Origin of the sequence: Stenotrophomonas sp. GD04145, assembly GCF_029835135.1 — a bacterium.
Lineage (GTDB): Bacteria > Pseudomonadota > Gammaproteobacteria > Xanthomonadales > Xanthomonadaceae > Stenotrophomonas > Stenotrophomonas maltophilia_P.
In genome coordinates this window covers 1-21,459 of record NZ_JAODZG010000059.1, presented here as the reverse complement: position 1 = coordinate 21,459, position 21,459 = coordinate 1, and the positions used below count along the sequence as shown (strand labels likewise).

16 protein-coding genes are annotated in these 21,459 nt (G+C 66.0%); 8 read left to right on the top strand and 8 right to left on the bottom strand.

Annotation, left to right across the window (positions count from 1 at the left end; all coding sequences use genetic code 11):
• On the bottom strand, positions 1-853 hold an 853-nt coding region (locus N7367_RS17865), incomplete at its 3' end, for a WYL domain-containing protein (RefSeq protein WP_279942922.1).
• Between the two features lie 81 nt (positions 854-934).
• Between N7367_RS17865 and N7367_RS17860 the strand changes: the two genes are divergently transcribed.
• Together N7367_RS17860 and miaB are read left to right on the top strand one after the other, a co-directional pair.
• Positions 935-1,555, top strand: a complete 621-nt coding sequence (locus tag N7367_RS17860; protein WP_053516594.1) for a glutathione S-transferase — start codon at positions 935-937, stop codon at positions 1,553-1,555.
• 133 nt (positions 1,556-1,688) lie between these two features.
• Positions 1,689-3,110, top strand: a complete 1,422-nt coding sequence (gene miaB, locus N7367_RS17855; RefSeq protein ID WP_065176220.1) for a tRNA (N6-isopentenyl adenosine(37)-C2)-methylthiotransferase MiaB — start codon at positions 1,689-1,691, stop codon at positions 3,108-3,110.
• A gap of 245 nt (positions 3,111-3,355) precedes the next feature.
• On the opposite strand, the gene N7367_RS17850 is transcribed toward miaB, so the two are convergent.
• The 3 genes from N7367_RS17850 to N7367_RS17840 form a co-directional block, all read right to left on the bottom strand.
• Complete coding sequence (locus tag N7367_RS17850; RefSeq protein ID WP_279942920.1) at positions 3,356-4,903, bottom strand: hypothetical protein; 1,548 nt, start codon at positions 4,901-4,903, stop codon at positions 3,356-3,358.
• Entirely contained in the window at positions 4,900-7,776 is a 2,877-nt protein-coding gene (locus N7367_RS17845) for a phospholipase D-like domain-containing protein (RefSeq protein ID WP_279942919.1), read from the bottom strand. The genes N7367_RS17850 and N7367_RS17845 overlap by 4 nt, the downstream gene beginning before the upstream one ends.
• A gap of 437 nt (positions 7,777-8,213) precedes the next feature.
• Positions 8,214-11,393, bottom strand: a complete 3,180-nt coding sequence (locus N7367_RS17840) for a type VI secretion system Vgr family protein (protein WP_279942918.1) — start codon at positions 11,391-11,393, stop codon at positions 8,214-8,216.
• A gap of 297 nt (positions 11,394-11,690) precedes the next feature.
• On the opposite strand from N7367_RS17840, the gene N7367_RS17835 reads away from it, so the two are divergent.
• The 6 genes from N7367_RS17835 to N7367_RS17810 all read left to right on the top strand — a co-directional run bounded on the left by N7367_RS17835 (position 11,691) and on the right by N7367_RS17810 (position 16,980).
• The gene (locus tag N7367_RS17835; protein WP_053516587.1) at positions 11,691-12,677 is read left to right on the top strand and encodes a PhoH family protein; all 987 of its coding nucleotides are present in this window, start codon (positions 11,691-11,693) and stop codon (positions 12,675-12,677) included.
• Positions 12,674-13,159 carry an rRNA maturation RNase YbeY gene (ybeY, locus tag N7367_RS17830; RefSeq protein WP_053516586.1) on the top strand — a complete coding sequence of 162 codons (486 nt, stop codon included), beginning with the start codon at positions 12,674-12,676 and terminating at the stop codon, positions 13,157-13,159. Before N7367_RS17835 ends, ybeY begins: the two co-directional genes overlap by 4 nt.
• 65 nt (positions 13,160-13,224) lie before the next feature.
• Positions 13,225-13,779 (top strand): hypothetical protein, encoded by a 555-nt coding sequence (locus N7367_RS17825; protein WP_053516584.1) that lies wholly within the window; start codon positions 13,225-13,227, stop codon positions 13,777-13,779.
• Positions 13,780-13,843: 64 nt separating this feature from the next.
• Entirely contained in the window at positions 13,844-14,725 is an 882-nt protein-coding gene (locus N7367_RS17820) for a transporter associated domain-containing protein (protein WP_053516583.1), read from the top strand.
• Complete coding sequence (locus tag N7367_RS17815; RefSeq protein WP_279942917.1) at positions 14,722-15,951, top strand: DUF4105 domain-containing protein; 1,230 nt, start codon at positions 14,722-14,724, stop codon at positions 15,949-15,951. The genes N7367_RS17820 and N7367_RS17815 overlap by 4 nt, the downstream gene beginning before the upstream one ends.
• Before the next feature lie 6 nt (positions 15,952-15,957).
• Complete coding sequence (locus tag N7367_RS17810; RefSeq protein WP_053516581.1) at positions 15,958-16,980, top strand: magnesium and cobalt transport protein CorA; 1,023 nt, start codon at positions 15,958-15,960, stop codon at positions 16,978-16,980.
• Between the two features lie 57 nt (positions 16,981-17,037).
• Here the strand turns inward: N7367_RS17810 and N7367_RS17805 are convergent, their stop codons facing one another.
• From N7367_RS17805 to potA, 4 genes are all read right to left on the bottom strand, one after another.
• Positions 17,038-18,402, bottom strand: a complete 1,365-nt coding sequence (locus N7367_RS17805; protein WP_065181219.1) for an NAD-dependent succinate-semialdehyde dehydrogenase — start codon at positions 18,400-18,402, stop codon at positions 17,038-17,040.
• 63 nt (positions 18,403-18,465) lie between these two features.
• Positions 18,466-19,308: an ABC transporter permease subunit gene (locus tag N7367_RS17800; RefSeq protein ID WP_005415928.1), complete on the bottom strand. Its 843-nt coding sequence runs from the start codon at positions 19,306-19,308 to the stop codon at positions 18,466-18,468.
• Complete coding sequence (locus N7367_RS17795) at positions 19,305-20,237, bottom strand: ABC transporter permease subunit (protein ID WP_279942916.1); 933 nt, start codon at positions 20,235-20,237, stop codon at positions 19,305-19,307. The genes N7367_RS17800 and N7367_RS17795 overlap by 4 nt, the downstream gene beginning before the upstream one ends.
• Positions 20,234-21,370 (bottom strand): polyamine ABC transporter ATP-binding protein, encoded by a 1,137-nt coding sequence (gene potA / locus N7367_RS17790; protein ID WP_279942915.1) that lies wholly within the window; start codon positions 21,368-21,370, stop codon positions 20,234-20,236. Before potA ends, N7367_RS17795 begins: the two co-directional genes overlap by 4 nt.
• Between the last annotated feature and the right edge of the window lie 89 nt (positions 21,371-21,459).

Here is a 21,459-nt window from a genome sequence, read left to right as displayed (position 1 = left end):
TGAGAATCTGCGCCAGCATCATGCCGCGGCTTTCCGCGCCCATGCGCAGCAGGCAGTGATCGGCACCATCGGCTTCGAGCACGCCACACCAGGGGGGAATGCGACCTTCCAGCTCGGTGTGGCTGCCGGCCAGGCGCAGCACCGCCTGCAGCGCGAACGGCGCCTGGCTGACCGCCTGCCGCACCATCACATCGGGCGGTGCGGGCGTGCGCCGATGCAGGCCGGGCTCGGCCAGTGCGCGCACCGCGCCCATCCGGTCCACCCGCAACGTGCGCCAGTCCTGGCGGCCCAGATCCCAGGCCAGCAGGTACCAGCGACGTCCGTAGTTGACCAGATGCTGGGCCTCGACCTCGCGCTGGGTCACCGCGTCCTGCGCGCTGCGGTACTCGAAGGCCAGCCGGGTTGCCTGGCGGCAATGCTGGGCCAGGCGCCCCAGCAGACGTGCGTCGGTGGAAGGCAGATCCGACAGCGTCGCGGTGGCGGCGTGCACCTCGCCGGCCTGCTGGCGGCGGCGGGTCGGCACCAGTGGGTCGAGCTTGGACAGCAGACCGCGCGCGGTCTCGTCGATGCCGGCCACCGTGGCCGAGGCCGCACGCAGGGCGATGGCCAGGGTCGTCGCCTCCTCTTCGTCCAGCAGCATCGGCAGTACCGGTGCGCCCGCCCCCAACTGATAGCCGCCCCCTACCCCGGCCGATGCCCTGACCGGATAGCCCAGCTCACGAAGGCGCTCGATGTCGCGGCGGATGCTGCGCCGGTCCACCCCCATGCGCTCGGCCAGCTCAGCCCCCGACCACTGTCGGCGGGCCTGCAGCAGGGCGATCAGGCGGAGCAGGCGATGGGCGGTATGGCGCATGAGGGATCGAGGACAGAAGTCGTCCGCAATAGTGCCCCAGCATGGGCCCCAGTTCACCCCTCTGCTGCAAGGAGCACTGCCATGACGTCCCGCCAGATCACCCTCTATCACGCTGCCCGTTCACGCTCGAGCGGCGCCGTGGCCCTGCTTGAAGCCCTGGGTGCCGACTACCGCCTGCATGTGCTGGACCTGAAAGCCGGCGCCAACCTGGCCCCGGCCTACCTGGCCATCAACCCGATGGGCAAAGTGCCGGCGATCATCCATGAGGGCGCGCTGGTGACCGAGCAGGTGGCGATCTACCTGTACCTGGCCGATCTCTACCCCGAAGCCGGCCTGGCGCCGCCGATCGGCTCGCCGCTGCGCGGCCCCTACCTGCGCTGGATGGCCTTCTACGGCGCCTGCTTCGAGCCGGCGATGATCGACCGCGCGATGCGCCGCGACCCGCCCCCGCAGTCGATGTCGCCCTACAACGACGCGGAAACCGTACTGCAGGTGATCGAGGCGCAGCTGGCGCAGGGGCCTTACCTGCTGGGTGAGGAAATGAGCGCCGCCGACGTGCTGTGGGGCAATGCCCTGAAATGGACCACCGACTTCGGGCTGGTGCAGCCCGCCCCCGCCACGGCGGACTACATCGCCCGGATGGGCGCATTGACGGCCTTCGACCGCTCGCGGCAGATCGACGCGGAGCTGATCGCGGCGTAAGGGCGCCCTCGGGGCACGGCCCGGCGCTACCGGGCGCGGCAGGGGCCGTGCCCCATGAGCGTGCACCGCGGCGGGAGGCGCAGGATGCGGGTAGAATTGCCCGCTTTCCCGCCACCCGAATGGATTAAGCGCCATGACCGGGACGCCAGACGTCTTTCCGCCCGCCACGCCGGGCGGCACCCCGCTCGTTGCCCTGCCCTCCGCTCCGCGCACGCCGGAGCAGATCAAGGGCAAGCTGTACATCAAGACCCACGGTTGCCAGATGAACGAGTACGACTCGGCCAAGATGGCCGACGTGCTCGCCGCCAGCGACGGCCTGGTGCTGACCGACACCCCGGAGGATGCCGACGTCATCCTGGTCAACACCTGTTCCATCCGCGAGAAGGCGCAGGAGAAGGTGTTCAGCCAGCTCGGCGTCTGGAAGGGGCTGAAGAACCAGGGCCGCGAGGTCATCATCGGCGTCGGTGGCTGCGTCGCTTCGCAGGAGGGCGAGGCCATCATCAAGCGCGCGCCGTTCGTGGACCTGGTGTTCGGCCCGCAGACCCTGCACCGGTTGCCGGAGCTGATCCGTGCGCGTCGCGAGCAGAAGCGACCGCAGGTGGACATCAGCTTTCCGGAAATCGAGAAGTTCGACCGCCTGCCGGAGCCGCGCGCTGAAGGCGCGTCGGCGTTCGTGTCGATCATGGAAGGCTGCTCGAAGTACTGCTCGTTCTGCGTGGTGCCCTACACCCGCGGCACCGAAGTCAGCCGTCCATTCGAGGACGTGGTGGTGGAAGTGGCACAGCTGGCCGCGCAGGGCGTACGCGAGATCAACCTGCTCGGCCAGAACGTCAACGCCTACCGTGGCCCGTATGGCGATGGCGAATTCGCCGATCTGGGCCTGTTGATCCGCACCATCGCCGAGATCGATGGCGTCGGCCGCATCCGCTTCACCACCTCGCACCCGCTGGAGTTCAGCGACTCGCTGGTGGACGCGTTCCGCGATGTGCCGCAGCTGGCCAACTTCCTGCATCTGCCGGTGCAGGCCGGCAGCGACCGCGTCCTGTCGGCGATGAAGCGCGGCTACACCGCGCTGGAGTTCAAGTCGAAGATCCGCAAGCTGCGCGCGGTGCGCCCGGACATCTCGATCAGTTCGGACTTCATCGTCGGCTTCCCCGGCGAGACCGAGGCGGACTTCGAGAAGACCATGAAGCTGATCGAGGACATCGGCTTCGACCACAGCTTCTCCTTCATCTATTCGCGTCGTCCGGGCACTCCGGCCGCCGACCTGGAAGACACGCTCAGCGATGCCGAGAAGCATGCGCGGCTGTCGCGCCTGCAGGAACGAATCAACGCGCACGCCGCCGGCATTTCCGCGAAGATGGTCGGCACCGTGCAGACGGTGCTGGTGGAAGGCCCGTCGCGCAAGAACCCGAACGAGCTGACCGGCAAGACCGAGAACATGCGCTCGGTGAACTTCCCGGCACCGGCACGCCTGATCGGTCAGTTCGTGGATGTGGTGATCACCGAGGCATTGACCAATTCGCTGCGCGGGCGGGTGGTGACGGAAGGCTGATCGCCGGGGTGGGGGAAGCCATGTACGGCTTGCCCCCCACGCAGCAGGCGTGGTGATTTTCTCACCACGCCACGCAGACCCTCTGTGCAGAAGGCTCTGCGTCACCTATCCACAGGTTGATTGCGCGTCGTTCCACAGTGATTGTGGAAAAGCGGTGCGTCTCAGGGGCGAGCCCGCCGGGCCTCGTTGCTGGCCGCAACCTTCGCTTAGCAGGTCTGCTCTGAGCCTCAGAAGCACGCACCGGGCTACTCGCTCAGGAATCCCAGCTTCGTCGTCCCGAATCCGTACCGGGTCTCCATCAGCTTCTTCGCCGGCCCCATACCCTCTACGATTACCTTGCCATCAGGCGTGCCACAGCGGGCTGCCAGCTGCGTCCTGCCGTACTGCAGTTCGGCTTCACGACTGCGTTTGGGACGGGGATCGGGCTCCCACCAGGGGAAATGGGCATACGGCTTGTTGGCCGAGACCTCATGGCGCCAGCACACGAACGAGAGCGTCTCGTTGCCTGCTGCGTCATAGTCGTAGACGCGGTAGGAGCTGTAGCCGCTGGTCAGCGGCGTGAGCTTCAACACACCCTTCTCTACGTATGCACGCAGGTTCTCGGTGTAGCCACCGCTACCGGGAACCGGGCCGAACAGGATCACCCGCGTGAGCCTGCCGTTTGCGTCGTAGTTTTCCTGGCGATTCAGATCCAGCGTGCGCCACTGGCGTTCGTGGGGCTGCTTGGCACCGGGCCCAAAGACCTCGAAGATCCGTCGATGCGAGCGATGGTAGTACTCCCGGACGCGGGTGTAGTCAGTTACTCCTTCGAACAATCCCGTGGCAAGTTCCATTGGAACGCGCTCGCCGGGGAAGGTATACCGCAGCTTGTGCCGAGGGTCCCGGCTACGCTGCGCGAAGAGCGCAGTAGCGTCGGATTGCACGACAGTCATGGAGGAGTCCCGAACCCCCAAAAGGCCTTGCCTATCACTTCCGTGAAAGGTGATCGCCACTTCTCTGCGACCATTCGCCCCATCAACATACATGTAGCCACTCGCAATCCACGCTCCGTCCGTAGTTTCGGCCCCCGTTGCCGTGTCGTCACGTTCTGGCTGCTCACCACGCTTCCTTGTGGCCTCCTTGTCAACAACTGAAACCAACGCGCCATCCGACCGATACGTGAAGTACCAGGTCATCTTCTTCGAGGCCTTTTCACGTAACTGCGAGCACGTGAAGTCAGGAACATCCGAAACACTCATCCCGGAACTCTGATTGGCCACCTCTATGCGGCCCTCATCATCATAGAGCGCACAGAACGTAGTCTCCCTATGCCCTTTCGCGTCAGTTGCATGAATCGACGTCAATTGACCTGACCCGTCATAGTCTAGCTCCTGCGTCTTGTAAAGCTCGAAATATGGATACACATGCCTGACTGCAGGGTGCAGGCTTTCAGGAGCCTGTGCGTCAATCAACTTGGACTCCCGCCTTTTCCACTCTTCAACGCGACATAGTCGTTGCCCCTGCGCACTCTTCTCCAAATAGTAGACCGCACCACCATTCGAATCGAATGGCTCATTGCGAAGCTCAGCAAGTTTAGGATAGAGATTGATCCGCACATAGGGCGCAACTTCGTTCGCACGACTAAGACTTGCGCTCAGCACCCCTTTGGGGCTTGGTCTGAACTTGATCACCAGGCTACCCCCCTGAGAAGTATGCGACTTCCCGATTGGTGAACTGCAGTCTGCCAACGCAGTGTGCGCAGTGAAAAAGGCACCCAACGCCATCAACCATCTCCAAAATATATGCTCATTCATGCCTGTTCTCCGGATTCCCCTGGAATACCTCCATTCGAATATCCAAATTCGATTGACCTACTCCTTTCGACAGGCAAGGCAGCGATAATCTCGTTCGGCATCATGGCAGCAGGGTCGTCCATGCTGCTCCCCCACAGAAGTGGCATCGTCACCCAGAACCCCTGAACACCGTAGTCCCCGAATGCCGTGTCTCGAAGGAAATCCGTCGCCTTACGCACATCGTGCCGACCCACGGCACCGGTCACGTAGTTGCTTACAACGCTTGGCTCCAGCATGAACTCTGGTTGCAGGTCCGCCGGCTGCGCGTACAGGATGCGTTTGACGTGCCCTTTGTCACTCAGACCTTCGGCGGGGAATCCATGAAGCACGGAGTCGTAGCGAGGGAACGAGTCACGGGGGACATTGGTGAATACACGTTCATAAGCGGCGGAATTTGAATCGGCAAGATTTCTGATGCTTCTCCACGTCTCGGCACTTGCTGGCCTGTCCACCGTCAAGGTTGGCACGTTCTTGTTGAACCAAGGCAGATACGTCTGCGCCGCTTCCACTGCAGAGTATGGCTTGTTCTCCTTCTCCGGCAGCTTTTGAATCTCCTGCCCCAGAAACTTCCTCCACAGCTTCAATCGCAGCTCCCGAGCAAACGTTCGGGTTATTACCTGCACGCCGTTGCCCAGATCCATCCGCTTCGCCTCACCATCAACGATCACCGCAGCGATCTCGGTATCGCCCGTCCCCAGCAGGCTGCGGTCATTGCAGTTCGCGCTGCCGATGATCGCCACCGCGTCATCAACGATCAGCAGCTTGGAATGTACATAGCACTGCTCGGTCACCACATACAGGGAGGGGCCATGCTCGGAGCCGATCGTGTGCGGCGGCAGATGATCGCTTCTGCGCGTTTCGGCCAGCACGCCGTAGCTGCGCAGATTCATCACCGACAGGTATTCCTTCCAGCGCCCGGCCTTCACCTCGGCCTGCAGGTCAGCCTCCTCCACGCTGGCCTCGCGGATGTCCTTGTCACGTGCGATCAATGATCGGCAGATGCGCCGGATCAGGCTGTCGTCACCACGCAGCAGGGTCTGCTGCACCCAGTACTGCTGCTTCACCACGGCACCGTCTGCCAGGCTGCCCTCCGGGTGCACCGGCAGGGTGATGTACACATGGAAGCCCTGCCGGGCCAGGATCGCACGGCGGATGCGCGCGGCCAGGGCGGCCACCAGCGGGTTGCTGGCCGCCGACTTCACTCCCTGCCTGCGCTCCACAACATCCTGCACGATGTCGGCCCGGCCTACCGGGCCGCTCATGCCCACGCCGCGCCCCACGTGACCAAGCTTCGCCTTTTCGGCATCCGTAGCATCCCGCCGTTCCCCGCCCTTCACTGCGGTTTCCGCCACGCTGCCCGGATCCGTGTCGGACCAGCCGCAATCGGAAATGAGGAACTGCGTTTCCAGATAGATGTAGGCACTGGCCGATGCGATGCAGTTGACCATTGCGTCGAGAATGGAGTGCATCGGCTGCTCACGCTCCCAGTACGGCTGCAGGCAGCTGGCGTCGTCCAGGTTCAGGCCGAGTTCCCTGCACCCCTTCTTCTCCAGCGCATGCAGGGCGGTGCCCGAGGAACGCACGATCTGCACGCTGACCTTGCCCGCCGTGCCCGGCACCGTCAGGTCACCGAACACCGCCTGCATGCCCCCCATGGACTGCAGCCACTGATCGCTCAATGGCGTCAGTTCCATGCCACGCGCCAGGGTGGTCTGCTCGGGCAGCGCTGTGTCGAGCCATTCATTGGTCTTGCGAAGACCCGTGTTCAGCCCCTTGCGCAGCAGCGAGCCGACGGTCCGGTCACCGCGCTGGTTCTGCCAGACCATGGCATTCCAGCGGTGCATGAAGTTGCTGCAGATATCGAACACGGCCGGGCCCGCGATCTGCGCGTGCACGTCCTGCCAGGGCATGCGAGGCTGGCGGCCACTGTCGAGCAGCCGCTGGGTGCGATCAACCGGCGTATTGATCCACTGCACCAGCGATTCCCAGTCTTTCTTCGCCTTGTCGATCTTTGCTTCTATTTCGCTGAGTCGGCCTTCGATGTCCGCGCGCAGGCTGCGCGGATCGAGCAGGTAGCCCGCCGCTTTCTCTGCAGTCTGGAAGGGCCGCAGCGCTGCCGCCCGGATGTCGTTCTTCTGCTGGTCGAGCCAGCTGCCGAACTTCTTCGCCTGGATGGCGCTGAAGCCTGCCACCGCACGCCCTGCTGCGGCAGCCGCCTGGACCGGATTCAGTTTGATGGCTTCGTCGGCGGCACGGTTCGACGCGGCAATGACATCTGCATATTCCTTGCCGATCTCCTCCAGTGTCGTCTGGATGGCCAGGAACGTGCGCGCGACGGTGCGCTTGACCGCCATCCCCTCTTCCATGCCGGGGATGATCCACTCGGCGATCTTCCTGAGGCCTTCGCGCTCAAGCGCGTCGGGTACGCCCAGCTTGTCTGCATAGTCCTGCAGTTCGGCCAATGCGGCACCGGCATCCCACTGCGCCTTCATCTGGTCCAGTGCGATGGCCATGCCGGGCACATACGCCTGTGCGAAGCCGGGACGGACGCGGCCTGCCGCATCCGGGCTGGTATCGGGCTTGTCCAGCGTGAGCTTCGTCTCATCCTCCGTCATGCTCCGATACTTGCTCAGGCAGTTGTTGTAATGGTCATTGATCACGTGCAGCGTCGGGTCGCAGACCACGTCGAAGTTGCCGTCGTCCCAACGGCCATGGGCGACGTCGAGTCCTCCGACGAAGCCGATGCGTCCGTCTACCACCAGGATCTTCTGGTGGTGCGAGAAGGCGATGTTGAAGGCATCGGTGCGGCCGGTCGCCGGGTTGTGCAGGCCCACCTGCACCTGCCCGGGCGTCTTGTCATCCTGCATCTTGTACAGCGCCGTGCGCACCTCGTTCTCGTGGGTGTAGGCGGCCGCCTCCACGCTGTCGTAGAGCAGTACCCGCACATCCACGCCGCGCTGGTTGATAGCGTCGAACAGCAGCTCGCTCAGCCGCGCGAAGTGCGCGTCACCGCGCGCGTCCATCTCGGTATCGAAGTTCATCTGCCAGTCGGCGATGAAGATGAATTTCTGCGCGCCGCGGATGGCATCGGCCATCGCCTTCATGGCCGAGCGCCCGTCGGTGAACGCGTCGACGCGGTTCCCATGCCGCACCGGCGCGAACTGACGGTCCGGTGGTGCGTAGTAGTCGCCGCTGGTCGTGCCCTTCTGGCCATCCCTGCAGATGAGGGAGGCGCGTTCGACCCTGCCCCATGCATTTGCGTCTGCCATGATCAGATCTCCTTGCGCCGGGCCGGGCTGGCGTCGATGTGGGACTGGAACTCGTACTCGGCGCGCTGCCGGTAGGCATGCAGCGCGGCATCGTCGGGCAGGTCGGCCAGACTCTTGCCATAGTTGATCGCCTCCAGCGTGTCCAGGGTTGCCCGCACCCCCGGGGAGCTGCTGTATGGCCGGGGCCGCTGCAGCGGGATCACGTCGATTCCGTGTACCAGGAACAGGCAGCCGGGATGGCGGCCTGCGTCACTCCAGATCTTCGCGCACAGCGCATCGTCCAGGCTGACATCGCCCTGTGCGTCGGCCTCACCTTCGGCTAGGGTCTCGGCCCAGCGTTCCGGCAGCAGGGCGCTGTCACGCTGCTCATCGTCCAGGGCGCGGTGCGTGCGCACGATCCTCCAGGGCTGCCCGCCCAGCGGCACACCCTGTGGGCCCGGGATGTCCTGCAGCCTGAAGGCAAGCTTCGGAACCTGCCCGTCCAGCGCGCTGGACGGCATGTCCGGCAGGGGACGGGTCAGCTGCGCCGGGCCGACGAAGGTGCGCTGCCCGGCCTGCACGGTCACCGTGCCGGGGCAGACCAGCACCAGGTTGCCATCTTCCAGCGTAATGCTGGCGCCACCGGCGGTGGCGATGTGCAGGGTGCGCGGTGCGGCAAGCTCCACAGCCCCTTGCCCGCTCGCTGCACGCACGGTGCTGCGCGCCTGCAGGTGGATCGTTTCGGACTGGGCCCGGATGTCCAGTACCTCCTGCCCAGCGACGATGGTCAATGCCGCATCACCGGCAAAGCTGCGGCCACTGGCCGCCAGCATGCCCACCGCCTGCGCCGCGTGCAGGCGCGCACCGCCGGCCACGTTGGCATCGGTGTGCCCGCCACTGGACAGTGCCACATTCCGGGCACCGCCCCAGTGCAGTGCCTGCCCGGCCACCATCATCAGACCGGCCTGCCCATGCAGGCCCAGCGTTGGCTGGCCGGTATGCGGAACATCGCCGGGCGCGGGGCAGCCCTCCTCATCGGCGCTGGCCTGCGCATAGGAAAGTCCGGTCACACTGGCCCGCGCAACCCGCTGCAGACCTGCCAGGCCGGTGCTGTCCTCCCGTACTGCGTGGCTGTCCAAGCCAGCCGTGCCGTGCATCGTGGCCGCGCCATGGCTGGACGCGGCCAGGAGGGCGACCTGCTGCAGCAGCGCGCCGGCCGCAGACACCTCGCCTGCGGGTGACAGCGCAGCGTGGCCACGCGCGGTCAACCATACACCCCGTTCGGCACGCAGCGCGCCCCACGCGTCAGTGCGCAGTTCCGCGCCTTCTCCGCGCAGGGAACCACGATGGTTGTCAGCCATGTGCAGCAGATGACCAAGATTCAGCTCGCTGCTGGCGTGGCTGCTGGCCAGCTGCACGCGCAGCTGTGCGTCGGAATCATCGAAGGCCAGCCGGTTGTAACCCGTTCCGGACCATTCCCGTGACTGGATGCCCCATACCGCCCCGGCATGCCGGTGCTGGTCCTGCCCCGGTGCCATCGCGTGCCAGACAGGCGCATGGCCGCCGGCCGCATTGCCCTGTGCGCTCGGACGGGAGTCGGTGGCATGCCCAAACAGGCCGCCGCTTTCGTCTGCGGCCGCTGCTCCGGCCGGGGTGCGCGCAACGCCCGCCTCGCCACGACCGTTGTACAGCGCGCCCAGCACCAAGGGCTGATCGATGTTCCCGTCCAGAAAGCCGATCACCACCTCCTGGCCGACACGCGGCAGGAACTGTGCACCGACGCCCGGTCCAGCGTAGCGCTGCGCGACCCGCAGCCAACAGGTCGTACCGGCATCTGTGGCGTCCTGAAGATGCAGACGCACCCGTACCCGGCCCAGGTGATCGGCGTACAGAGCGGCATCATCACGGCCATCGCCAGCGATCACCGTAGCGGTCTGATGGCCTGGCGCGAGCGGCCGCGGGTGGATGCGTTCGCCGGTGCCGTCGGCCAGCACGGGCCGCCACGGTCGATTCCGATCGACGGCGCGGAAGCGATTGGCATAACCCAGGGTTGCGTTTGTCTCCAGCGCCACGCCGGGCATGGCTGAACCGGCCTCAAGCCAGCGGGCCGGTGCCGCAGCGCGTGGTTGCTCCGCCCCCTGCGTGATCGGCGGCGGATTGCACCCGTAATGCAGTAGTTCGGTCGGCAGCAGGCTCGGCGTCGAACCAGCGCCCGCGGCCAGAACGCGGATGAAGCGACCGACCTGCAGGCTGCGTACGCTGCCTGCCGCCAGCCAGCCTGCACTGCCGGCCTCGTGCGCTTCAGCTGCTCGCCGCGCGCGACGATACCCCTCATCGGCGCCAGCCAGGGCGTGGGTGCCCACCGGCTCATAGACCTCGCGCGGGCTGCGCCCGGCGTCCTGCAGTGGCATCTGCGCATGTCGGACGGTGGCCGCCGGGCCATCGTCGGTGACAAGCGAGAGCCGGCTGCTGCCCAGCCGACGCCACCTGCCCAGCTGCTGCAGGGCATCTGCGCGCTCGGTGGCGTCGTCACGGTGGAAACGGATACCGCCGTCTCGGGCCGATTGTGGATTCTCAGGTTGCACGCTGCTGTCGGCGAACAGCACGAGCGTCAATCCGCCGCTGCTGTCGCTCTCGAACGTGCCCGCAATGCCTTCATCGGCCAACAGCCGCTGCACGAACTCAAGGTCCGGCTCCCGATACTGGATGCAGCAGTCGCGCACGGATGCGGCGGCCAGAGCGGCCAGGGCATCGTCGCTCCAGCGCCAGCGGGCCAGTCCGCTGTGCGTGCCGAACACGTCCTCGACGATGTCCCGGACGGTCCGCTGCTGATGGACACGGCTGCGCCGCGCATGCCGCAGGAACCACGTCCATGGCACGAGATGCAGCCGATAGCGCGCCAGACCGCCGTCTGCGCCAAGGAGGTGAGCGGCGGCGATGTAGCCGCAGCGATGGTGGTCCTGGCCATCATCGAGGCAGGTGACCAGCGCGGCGCTCAGTCCCGGCCAGTCTGCGCATGGCAGGCCCGCATCCGGGTGCACGGCATCTACCCAGTAATCGAAACCGTTGACCAGGCTTTCGTGGCCCCACCACTGTTCGACGAACAAGGGAGGCAGGCCCTCAGCCTGCAGCCGATGCAGTTGCCCGTTCGACCCGAGCCCCGCCAGCGGCGCGTGCGCAGCTGCCGTATGTGAAACATCCATGACCTCTCCCTGGCCGGGCGCTCCGCCCCGACGCTCAATGCCTGTGAACCTTCCCGTGGCCACCGCTGCTTCCGGTTTCCGTTCCCCAACCGGCCGTGACGCTTTTTTCACCACCGGCGCAGGAAGCTTGTGGCACAAGCATTGCGAACGTCTATCCACAGGTTCCCGCAGGCCCGATCCACACCCCGTGTGGAAAACCGCGTCGCAGCCCCCGTACTGGCCGTGTGCGCCCCCGCGCGCTACCCTTGTTTCCCCTTGAAGACACTGTGGTGGAAGGCTTCCGCCCCACCTCCAGCAATGAAAAACATCGAGCATCGAGACTTCACCCTGTCGCCGGAAGACAACGCGCGCCTGGCCAACCTGTGCGGCCCGTTCGACGGCCATTTGCGACAGATCGAACTGAAACTCGGCGTGGAGATCGCCAATCGCGGCTTCGTGTTCCGCATCAGTGGACCGAAGGAAGCCAGCGTGGAAGCGCAGAAGCTGATCGAGGCCCTGTACGCCGAAGCCGGCGAGACCACCTTCGACAACCACGCCATCCACCTGCGCCTGGCCCAGGCCAACGTGGAGCAGATCGCCGAACGCTCGTACGAAGCACAGGACGTGGCGATCCGGGTCAAGCGTGGCACCGTGCGCGGTCGCGGCGCCAACCAGGGCCGCTACCTGCACCAGATCGCCACCCATGACATCAACTTCGGCATCGGCCCGGCCGGTACCGGCAAGACCTTCCTGGCCGTGGCCAGCGCGGTGGAAGCGCTGAACGAGTCGCGCGTGCAGCGCCTGATCCTGGTGCGGCCTGCGGTCGAGGCCGGCGAGAAGCTCGGCTTCCTGCCCGGCGACCTGACCCAGAAGGTCGATCCCTACCTGCGGCCGCTGTACGACGCCCTGTACGAAATGATGGGCGTGGAGAAGGTGGTCAAGCTGCTGGAGAAGAACGTCATCGAGATCGCACCGCTGGCGTACATGCGTGGCCGCACGCTCAACGACGCGTTCGTGATCCTGGACGAGGCGCAGAACACCACCATCGAGCAGATGAAGATGTTCCTGACCCGGCTGGGCTTCGGCTCCACCGCCGTGGTCACCGGCGACCTGACCCAGACCGACCTGCCCAAGCACCTGAAATCGGGCCTGCGCGATGCCATCGACGTGCTGCGCGATGTCGAGGGCGTGAGCTTCACCTTCTTCGAATCGCGCGACGTCGTCCGCCATCCGCTGGTGGCCCGCATCGTCAGTGCCTACGACCGCCGCGACCTGCATCAGATCCAACCCGGAGCGACATCATGACCCGTGGTCCCGTACGGCTGGACGTCGCCGTCAGTTACGCCCTGCCCCGCGCCGGACTGCCGGCCGCGGTGAGCTTCCGCAGGTGGGTTGCCGCGGCCCTGAAGGGGCGGATCCGCGAAGCCGACCTGGCGATCCGCGTGGTCGATGCCAAGGAGGGGCAGTCGCTGAACCGCCACTACCGCGGCAAGGACTACGCCACCAATGTGCTCAGCTTCCCGGCCGAAGTGCCCGAAGGCCTGCCCAAGGGCGTGAAGTTCCCGCTGCTGGGCGACCTGGTGATCTGTGCCCCGGTGGTCGAGCGCGAGGCCGGTGAGCAGGGCAAGGCGCTCAACGCCCACTATGCGCACCTCACCGTGCACGGCGTGCTGCACCTGCTCGGCTGGGACCACGAAGACGACAAGGAAGCCGAGGCGATGGAGCAGCTGGAACGCGAGATCCTGGCCGAGCTCGGCATCGCCGACCCTTACGCCGGCGAGCGCTGAGCCCGCCGCCCCCCCTGACCGGAAGGCAGCCGAGCCCAGGCTCGGCGCCACCACGGAGTGCCGCTGTGTTCCTGCCCCTGCTGCTTGCCACCTCTGCGTCCGCCGCTCCGCTGGACCTGCCGGCACTGATCGAATGCCGCCAGGACGTGGCCGCCCATGCCGCGCTGGCACCGCTGCTGGCCGACCCGCTGAAAGCGGTCGCCAGCGGCCTGCAACCCCTGCCGCAGGGCAACCGGTTCCTGAGCGAGTACCGTCTGGCGCAGCCCATCACGGTGTTCGGCACCCGCACGGACCGGGTCGCGATGGCCGGTGCCAGCATCATGGCCATCCTCGATGAGGCCGACCCCCGGCCACTGGCCAGGCGGCTCGGGCTGGAGACCGGATACGACCAGGACGGCAAGTTCATGGCGGGGCGCGAACTGGTCAGCCGTGACGTGACCGACCCGACCACCGGCGAGGCGCAGATCGAGTCGATCATTCTCAGTGTCTCAACGGTGGCCTCCCACCCAGGCCGGACGCTGGCCGGCTGCACCTACAGCCTGGACCTGCCCGAAGCACCGGCGTCCCGGCCTGAACTGGCGCCGCCCCCGATCACCGGCCCCGGCAGCGGGGGGCGCTGACAGGCCGCTACATCCTGCTAGACTGGCGCCAACGCCCGGCATGCCGGGTGCCCTTTTTCCAGAGATGTCTGAAGACGACAGTAGTAGCTCCCTGCAGGAGCACAGTGAAAAGAAGCGCGGCTGGCTGGAACGCCTGACGTCCGCGTTCTCCGGCGAACCCCATACCCGCGACGAGCTGGTCGCTGTCCTGCACACCGCGCAGGAAGAAGGTCTGATCGCCGCCGATACCCTGAAGATGATGGAAGGCGCCATTTCGGTGGCCGAGCTGACCGTGGGCGACGTGATGATCTCGCGTTCGCAGATGGTCTCGCTGCCGGTCGAAGCGCCCTTCCTGGAACTGATGAAGCAGGTGGTCGAATCCGGCCATTCGCGCTTCCCGGTGCATGGCGAGAACAAGGACGACATCCTCGGCATCCTGCTGGCCAAGGACCTGCTGCGCGGCGTGGTTGCCGACCACGGCCCGGCCAACGTACGCGAACTGCTGCGCCCGGCGGTGCTGATTCCTGAAGCGAAGAAGCTCAACGTGCTGCTGAAGGAGTTCCGCCTGTCGCGCAACCACATGGCCATCGTGGTCGACGAGTACGGCGGCGTCGCCGGCCTGGTCACCATCGAGGACGTGCTGGAACAGATCGTCGGCGACATCGATGACGAGCACGACGAAGCCGAGGATCCGTCGGCACAGATCGCGATCCAGGCCGACGGCCAGTACGTGGTCGATGCCCTGACCCCGATCGGGGATTTCAACGAGCGCTTCGGTGCCACGTTCTCCGACGAGGACTACGACACCATCGGCGGCCTGGTCACGGAAGCGGTCGGTCACCTTCCGGAGATCGGAGACGAACTGGCGCTGGACCGCTTCATGTTCCGTGTCGCGCGTGCCGATGCGCGCCGGGTACAGGCCTTCCACGTGACGGTGCTGCCACCGGACGCGCAGGACGACGCTTGAAGCGGCGCGGGCTGATCCTCACCCTGTGGCTGGCACTGTGCATGCTGGCCACGGCCGTGCCTGCCATCGCCTTCGCGCAGGCCACGGCTGCGGTCGCCGGGACCCCGGCGCCGCGCATCGGCGTGGTGACGATGCAGCCCGGCACGGTGTTCTTCGAGCGTTTCGGCCATGACGCCATCGTGGTGCTCGATCCGGCCAGTGGTGAGGCAACGTCGTACAATTTCGGCTACTTCGATCCGTCCGAGGATGATTTCATCGGTCGTTTCGTGCGTGGCGACATGATGTATTACCTGGTGGCGCTGCCCCTTCAGCAGGACCTGTCGTACTACGACGAGACCGGCCGCGGAGCGAGCGTGCAGTGGCTGGATCTGCGCCCGGACCAGGCGCGCGCACTGGCCGCCGACCTGGCCGAGCGGGCTAGGCCGGAGAACGCGCGCTACCACTACGACTACTACACCGCCAACTGCGCGACGATGGTGCGCGACACGCTGGACAAGGCGCTGGGTGGTGGACTGCATGCGCAGCTGTCCGGACGCTCGCGCGGCAATACCTACCGCAGCGAATCGGTCCGCCTGGCCTCGCCCGCGCCGTGGATGTGGCTGGGCTTCGACGTGGGCCTGGGCCCGTTCGCCGATCAGCCGCTGTCACGCTGGCAGGAAGCGTTCGTGCCGATGCGCCTGGCCGATGCCCTGCGCCAGGCGCGCAACAGCGACGGTCGTCCGCTGGTGCAGTCCGAGCAGGAACTGCTGCCGCACCGCATCGATCCGGAGCCCAAGGAATTCCCGCGCCGCTGGTGGCCGTGGCTGCTGTGCGGCCTGGCCATCGCTGCCGGCGTGCTGGCGTTGCGCAACCGGCCGCGCCTGCTGGCCGGACTGGGACTGCCGTTGTGGCTGCTGTGTGCCGTCGCAGGTGGCCTGCTGGTGTTCCTCTGGGGCTTCAGCACCCATTACGCCGCCTGGGCCAACCGCAACCTGCTGCTGCTTTCGCCGTTGTGCGTGCTGCTGCTGCCGGGCGCGGTCCGGCTGCTGCGCCGTCGCCCGCCGGGCCGCATGTTCACGGTCGTGCTGTGGCTGGTGGCACTGCAGGCCCTGGCCGCGCTGATCCTGCACTGGCTGAGCCTGCAGGCACAGTACAACGTGCAATGGATCGTGCTGCTGCTGCCGATCCATGCTGCCCTGGCCTGGGTGCTGGGGCGCGATCGTCACTTGTCGGATACGCGGCACTGACGCACGATGGCGGGCATGTCACTGCCCGCCTCCGCTGCCGCACCTGCTTCGGCCAATCCCGCCTGCGTCATCAACTGCGTCCACTACGATGAGCAGGGCGTCCGCCATGACATCAGCCTGGACGCCATCAGCGACGTCATCGCCAGCGGCAACGGCTTCGTCTGGGTCGGCCTGTTCGACCCCAATGAAGACGTGCTGCTGAAGCTGCAGGAGGAGTTCTGCCTGCACGACCTGGCGATCGAGGACGCGCGGAATGCGCACCAGCGGCCGAAGGTGGAAGCCTACGGCAACTCGCTGTTCGTGGTGATGACCACCGCGCAGATGGTCGATGAGCGCATCCAGTACGGTGAAACCCACGCCTTCCTCGGGCCGCGTTTCCTGGTGACCGTGCGCCACGGTGCTTCGCTGTCGTATGCACCAGTACGTGCCCGGGTGGAACGCGAGCCGCAGCTGCTGAAGATGGGTCCGTCGTATTGCCTGTATGCCGTCACCGACTTCGTGGTCGACAACTACCTGCCGATCACCAACCGCTTCCGCGACACGCTGGAGCTGCTGGAGAAGGACATCTTCGCCGAGAGCTACAAGCGCAGCACCGTGGTGCGCCTGTACGAGCTCAAGCGCGAGTTGAACAAGATGCGGATGGCCGTGGCCCCCTTGCAGGACGTGCTGGCGCAGCTGCGCCGCTACCAGGGCGAATTGATTCCGGACGAAGTGAAGCTCTACGTCCGCGACGTGCATGACCATGCGGTGCGCATCAGCGACGTGATCGATACCCTGCGCGAGATGCTGGGTACCGCACTGAGCGTGAACCTCTCGCTGGTGACGCTGGCGCAGGGCGAAACCGTGAAGCGGCTGGGTGCGTGGGCGGCCCTGCTGGCGGCGCCGACACTGATCACGAGCTGGTACGGCATGAACTTCAGTCACATGCCGGAGTTGAGCCAGCCATGGGCGTACCCGCTGATGATCGTCGGCGTGGGCGGTGTCTGCGTGGGCCTGTACCGGTTGTTCAAGCGCGCGCGGTGGTTGTAGAGCCGAGCCCAGGTTCGGGCTCGGCTGCTTCTTTACCGTGGCACACGGAATGCACCATCAGGCCACGTAGACAGTCTTGATGTTCATGAACTCATGGATGCCATGGTCCGCCAGTTCGCGGCCGAAGCCCGACTGTTTGCTGCCGCCGAACGGCAGCCGCGCGTCACTCTTGACGATGGCATTGACGAAGGCCGCACCGCATTCCATGCGCTGGGCGAAGGACTCGCCACGCACCGGGTCTCCGGTCCAGACACTGCCGCCCAGCCCGAAGCGGGTGTCGTTGGCCACGCGCAGCGCTTCCTCTTCATCCTTGACCCGGATCACCGCAGCCACCGGCCCAAACAGCTCCTCGTCGTAGGCGGGCATGCCCGGCCCGACCTGGTCCAGCACGGTGGCCGGATAGCCGGCATGTGTGCCCGCAATCGGCTCGCCGCCCAGCAGCACCCGCGCCCCCTTGGCCACACTCGCCTGCACCTGCTTGTGCAGCTCGTCGCGCAGGTCCGCGCGGGCCATCGGTGCCAGCGTGGTCTCGCGCTCGCTGGGGTCGCCATACCGGCGCTGACCAGCGGCCTCGACGAAGCGGCGGGTGAATTCATCGGCCACGCGCTCCACCACGATGAAGCGCTTGGCAGCGATACAGGTCTGCCCACTGTTGTCGAAGCGTGACTTCACTGCGGCCGCCACGGTCTTGTCGAGATCGGCATCGTCCAGCACCACGAAGGCGTCACTGCCCCCCAGCTCCATCACCGACTTCTTCAGCTGGCTGCCCGCATTGGACGCGATCGAACGCCCGGCGCGTTCGCTGCCGGTCAGCGTCACCGCCTTCACCCGCGCATCGCGCAGCACCTCGGCTGCCTGGTCGTTGTCGATGTGCAGAACGTCGAACACACCGGCCGGCAGGCCACCGTCGCGGCACACCGCCAGGATCAGGTCCGCACACTGGGGCACGTTGCTGGCGTGCTTGAGCAGCGCCACGTTGCCGGCCATGAAGGCAGGCGCAAGGAAGCGGAACACCTGCCAGACCGGGAAGTTCCATGGCATCACCGCGAACACGCAGCCGATCGGCTCGTAGCGCACGTAGCTGCGCTGTGCCTCGGTATCGATCAGCTGGGGCTTGAGGTAGTCGGCGGCGTGATCGGCGTAGTACTCGCAGGCCGCCGCGCATTTGTCGACCTCGGCCAATGCCTCGGCCTTCAGCTTGCCCATCTCGTGCGTCATCGCCTGCTGCAGCTCGTCACGCCGCGTGCGCAGCTGCGCGGCGATCCCTCGCAGGACGGCACCCCGCTCCTGCAGCGAACGTGCGGCCCAGGCCGGGAATGCGTCGGCCGCGGCCTGCAGGCGCTGCTCGACGTCGGCAGCGCCCATCAGTTCATGGCGGTAGGTCACCTGGCCGGTGGTGGGATCGATGATCTCGACAGTCATGGGGGATCTCCTTCAGGCAGATCCCCAGTGTGCGCCCTTGCCCGTGAGCCGCGCGTTGCCGGATCAGCCGTTGTCCTGCCGGGCCAGCTGCAGGTCGCGCTGGCGCCGCTTCTCGGCGCGCGCGTTGATGTACCAGCCGATCACCGCCGCGATCGACACCGCCGATACCAGCAGCGTGGCCAGCGCATTGATCTTCGGGCTGATGCCCATGCGGACCGAGGCGAAGACCTTCATCGGCAGTGTTGTCGAGCCCGGCGTGGCGACGAAGCTGGCCACCACCACGTCATCCAGCGACAGCGTGAAGGCCAGCAGCCAGCCCGCTACCAGTGCTGGGGCGATGATCGGCAGCGTGATGCGGGTGAACACGGTCAGCCGGCTGGCCCCCAAGTCCATCGCCGCTTCTTCCAGCGACAGGTCCATTTCCTGCAGGCGCGAAGACACCACCACAGTGACGAAGCACAGAGTGAAGGTGACGTGGGCGATCCAGATGGTCGCCAGTCCACGCGCCGGGAAGCCCGGAATGGCCCCCATCGAGGCCAGCAGCGCCATCAGCGAGAAACCCAGGATCACGTCCGGCATCACCAGCGGCGCGGTGACCAGCGCGCCGAACAGCGGCTTGCCGCGGAAACGCTTGAATCGGGTCATCACCATGGCCGCCAGCGTACCGAGCACCGTGGCGGTGCAGGCGGTCCAGAACGCCACCACCAGGCTGGTCCACATCGCGTCCATCAGTGCACGGTCGGCGAACAGATCGCTGTAGGCGCGGGTGGAGAAGCCCGCCCATACCATCGCCAGCCGCGAACTGTTGAACGAATAGAACATCAACAGCAGGATCGGCAGGTACAGGAAGGCGAAGCCGAGCAGCAGCACGCCCAGACCCAGGCCCTTGGCGGTACGCGGGCTCATGCCTGCTTCCCTTCCAGCAGGCGCTGCTGGGAACGGTTGAACAGCAGGATCGGCACCAGCAGCAGCAGGATCATCGCCACCGCCATCGCCGAGGCGCCCGGCCAGTTGCGGTTGTTGAAGAACTCGTTCCACAGCTGCCGGCCAACCATCAACGTCTCCGATCCGCCGAGCATCTCAGGGATGACGAACTCGCCGACCGCCGGAATCATCACCAGCATGCAGCCGGCGATGATGCCGGCCCTGGACAGCGGCAGGGTGATGCGCAGGAAGGCCTGCCACGGCTTCGCACCGAGATCGTAGGCCGCCTCCAGCAGGCGGTGGTCATGCTTGACCAGGTTGGCGTACAGCGGCAGCACCATGAATGGCAGATAGCAGTAGACGATACCGATATAGGCCGCGGTCGGCGTATCGATCAGCTGCAGCCTGGGCAGCCCCATGCCACTCATCAGCGTCTGCAGACCGGTGAACTGCAGGAACTGGTCGAGCAGGCCGTTGCGGTCCAGGATCGCCTTCCACGCGTACACGCGGATCAGGAACGAGGTCCACGACGGCAACACCACCAGCATCATCGCCACGTTGCGCGCCGCCGGCGACAGCCGGGCGATGGCATAGGCCATCGGGTAGCCGATCAGCAGGGTCAGGAAGGTGGAGATCGCTGCGATCTTGATGGAACTCAGGAACGCCTGGGCGTAGATCGAATCGCGGAACAGCGCCAGATAGTTCTCGAGGTTGAGCTTGAGCGAGAACCCGCCGTCCACGTACTGCAGCAGCCAGGTGTACGGCGGCGAGCCGACACGGCTGTGCGAGAAGCTGATCATCAACACGATCAGGAAGGGCACTGCGAAGAACAGCAGCAGCCACAGATACGGAACACCGATCACCGTGGCGCGCAGTCCCGGCAGCCAGCGCTTCAGCCCGGCGACACTCATGAGGTCAGCACCACGCCGTCATTGTCGCGCCAGTGCACCCACACGCTGTCACCCCAGGTCAGGCCATCGCTGGCCCAGCGCTGCGAATTGGCGAAGTTGGCCAGCACCTTGGCTCCACTGGGAAGGCGCACGTGGTAGACCGAGTGACTGCCGAAGTAGGCGATGTCCTCGATCACACCCTGTGCCTTGTTGGTGTGCCCTTCCGGCTCGTCCTTGCCGATCATCACCTTTTCCGGGCGCAGCGCGAATGCGACGGGCTGCCCTTCATATCCAGTGATGCCATGGGCGATGTAGATCGGCGCCGGGAACAGCGGCGATCGTACGGTCACATACTCCGGCAGGTCCTCGTCGATCACGCCGTCGAACAGGTTCACCGAGCCGATGAACTCGGCGACGAACCGGTTGGCCGGCTGCTCGTACACTTCGTCCGGCTTGCCGACCTGCTGGATCCAGCCCGCATCCATCACCGCGATGCGGGTGGCCATGGTCATCGCTTCTTCCTGGTCGTGGGTGACCATCACGCAGGTCACGCCCGACGATTCAATGATGCTGACCAGTTCCAGCTGCATCTGCGAGCGCAGCTTCTTGTCCAGCGCACCCATCGGCTCATCCAGCAGCAGCAGCTTGGGGCCCTTGGCCAGCGAGCGTGCCAGCGCCACGCGCTGCTGCTGGCCGCCGGACAGCTGATGCGGCTTGCGCTTGCCGAGGTGGCCCATCTGCACCAGCTCCAGCATTTCGCCGACGCGCCTGCCGATCGCATCCTTGCCCAGCCCGTCCTGCTTGAGGCCGAACGCGATGTTCTGCTCGACCGTCATGTGCGGGAACAGGGCGTAGGACTGGAACATCATGTTGACCGGCCGCTGATAGGGCGGCAACGCGTCCAGACGCTGCCCATCAAGGGTAATACTGCCCCTGGTGGGTGTCTCGAAGCCGCCCAGGCAGCGCAGCAGGGTGGATTTGCCGCTGCCGGAGCCGCCCAGCAGGGCAAAGATCTCGCCCTTGCGCACATCCAGATTGACGTCGTCGACGGCGACGAAACCGTCGAATTCCTTGCGCAGGTCGCGAATGGAGAGATAGCCGGGCGCACTCACCGTATCAACGGCGGCGGCTTCCGGCTGGGCTTCAACGGGCATGGGGGCTCCGGGAGCGGGCGGTGGACAGCGGGCGCCATTCTACCGGCCAGGGGGCGATGACGGTATGACGGGGTATGGCGGGCGGCCGT

What these genes read in the sequence shown, in the direction of transcription:
- N7367_RS17795 (WP_279942916.1), bottom strand. Translation starts at nt 20,237, where the DNA reads ATGAGTGTCGCCGGGCTGAAGCGCTGGCTGCCGGGACTGCGCGCCACG.
- N7367_RS17860 (WP_053516594.1), top strand. Translation starts at nt 935, where the DNA reads ATGACGTCCCGCCAGATCACCCTCTATCACGCTGCCCGTTCACGCTCG.
- N7367_RS17840 (WP_279942918.1), bottom strand. Translation starts at nt 11,393, where the DNA reads ATGGATGTTTCACATACGGCAGCTGCGCACGCGCCGCTGGCGGGGCTC.
- potA (WP_279942915.1), bottom strand. Translation starts at nt 21,370, where the DNA reads ATGCCCGTTGAAGCCCAGCCGGAAGCCGCCGCCGTTGATACGGTGAGT.
- N7367_RS17805 (WP_065181219.1), bottom strand. Translation starts at nt 18,402, where the DNA reads ATGACTGTCGAGATCATCGATCCCACCACCGGCCAGGTGACCTACCGC.
- N7367_RS17820 (WP_053516583.1), top strand. Translation starts at nt 13,844, where the DNA reads ATGTCTGAAGACGACAGTAGTAGCTCCCTGCAGGAGCACAGTGAAAAG.
- ybeY (WP_053516586.1), top strand. Translation starts at nt 12,674, where the DNA reads ATGACCCGTGGTCCCGTACGGCTGGACGTCGCCGTCAGTTACGCCCTG.
- miaB (WP_065176220.1), top strand. Translation starts at nt 1,689, where the DNA reads ATGACCGGGACGCCAGACGTCTTTCCGCCCGCCACGCCGGGCGGCACC.
- N7367_RS17850 (WP_279942920.1), bottom strand. Translation starts at nt 4,903, where the DNA reads ATGAATGAGCATATATTTTGGAGATGGTTGATGGCGTTGGGTGCCTTT.
- N7367_RS17810 (WP_053516581.1), top strand. Translation starts at nt 15,958, where the DNA reads ATGGCGGGCATGTCACTGCCCGCCTCCGCTGCCGCACCTGCTTCGGCC.
- N7367_RS17835 (WP_053516587.1), top strand. Translation starts at nt 11,691, where the DNA reads ATGAAAAACATCGAGCATCGAGACTTCACCCTGTCGCCGGAAGACAAC.
- N7367_RS17800 (WP_005415928.1), bottom strand. Translation starts at nt 19,308, where the DNA reads ATGAGCCCGCGTACCGCCAAGGGCCTGGGTCTGGGCGTGCTGCTGCTC.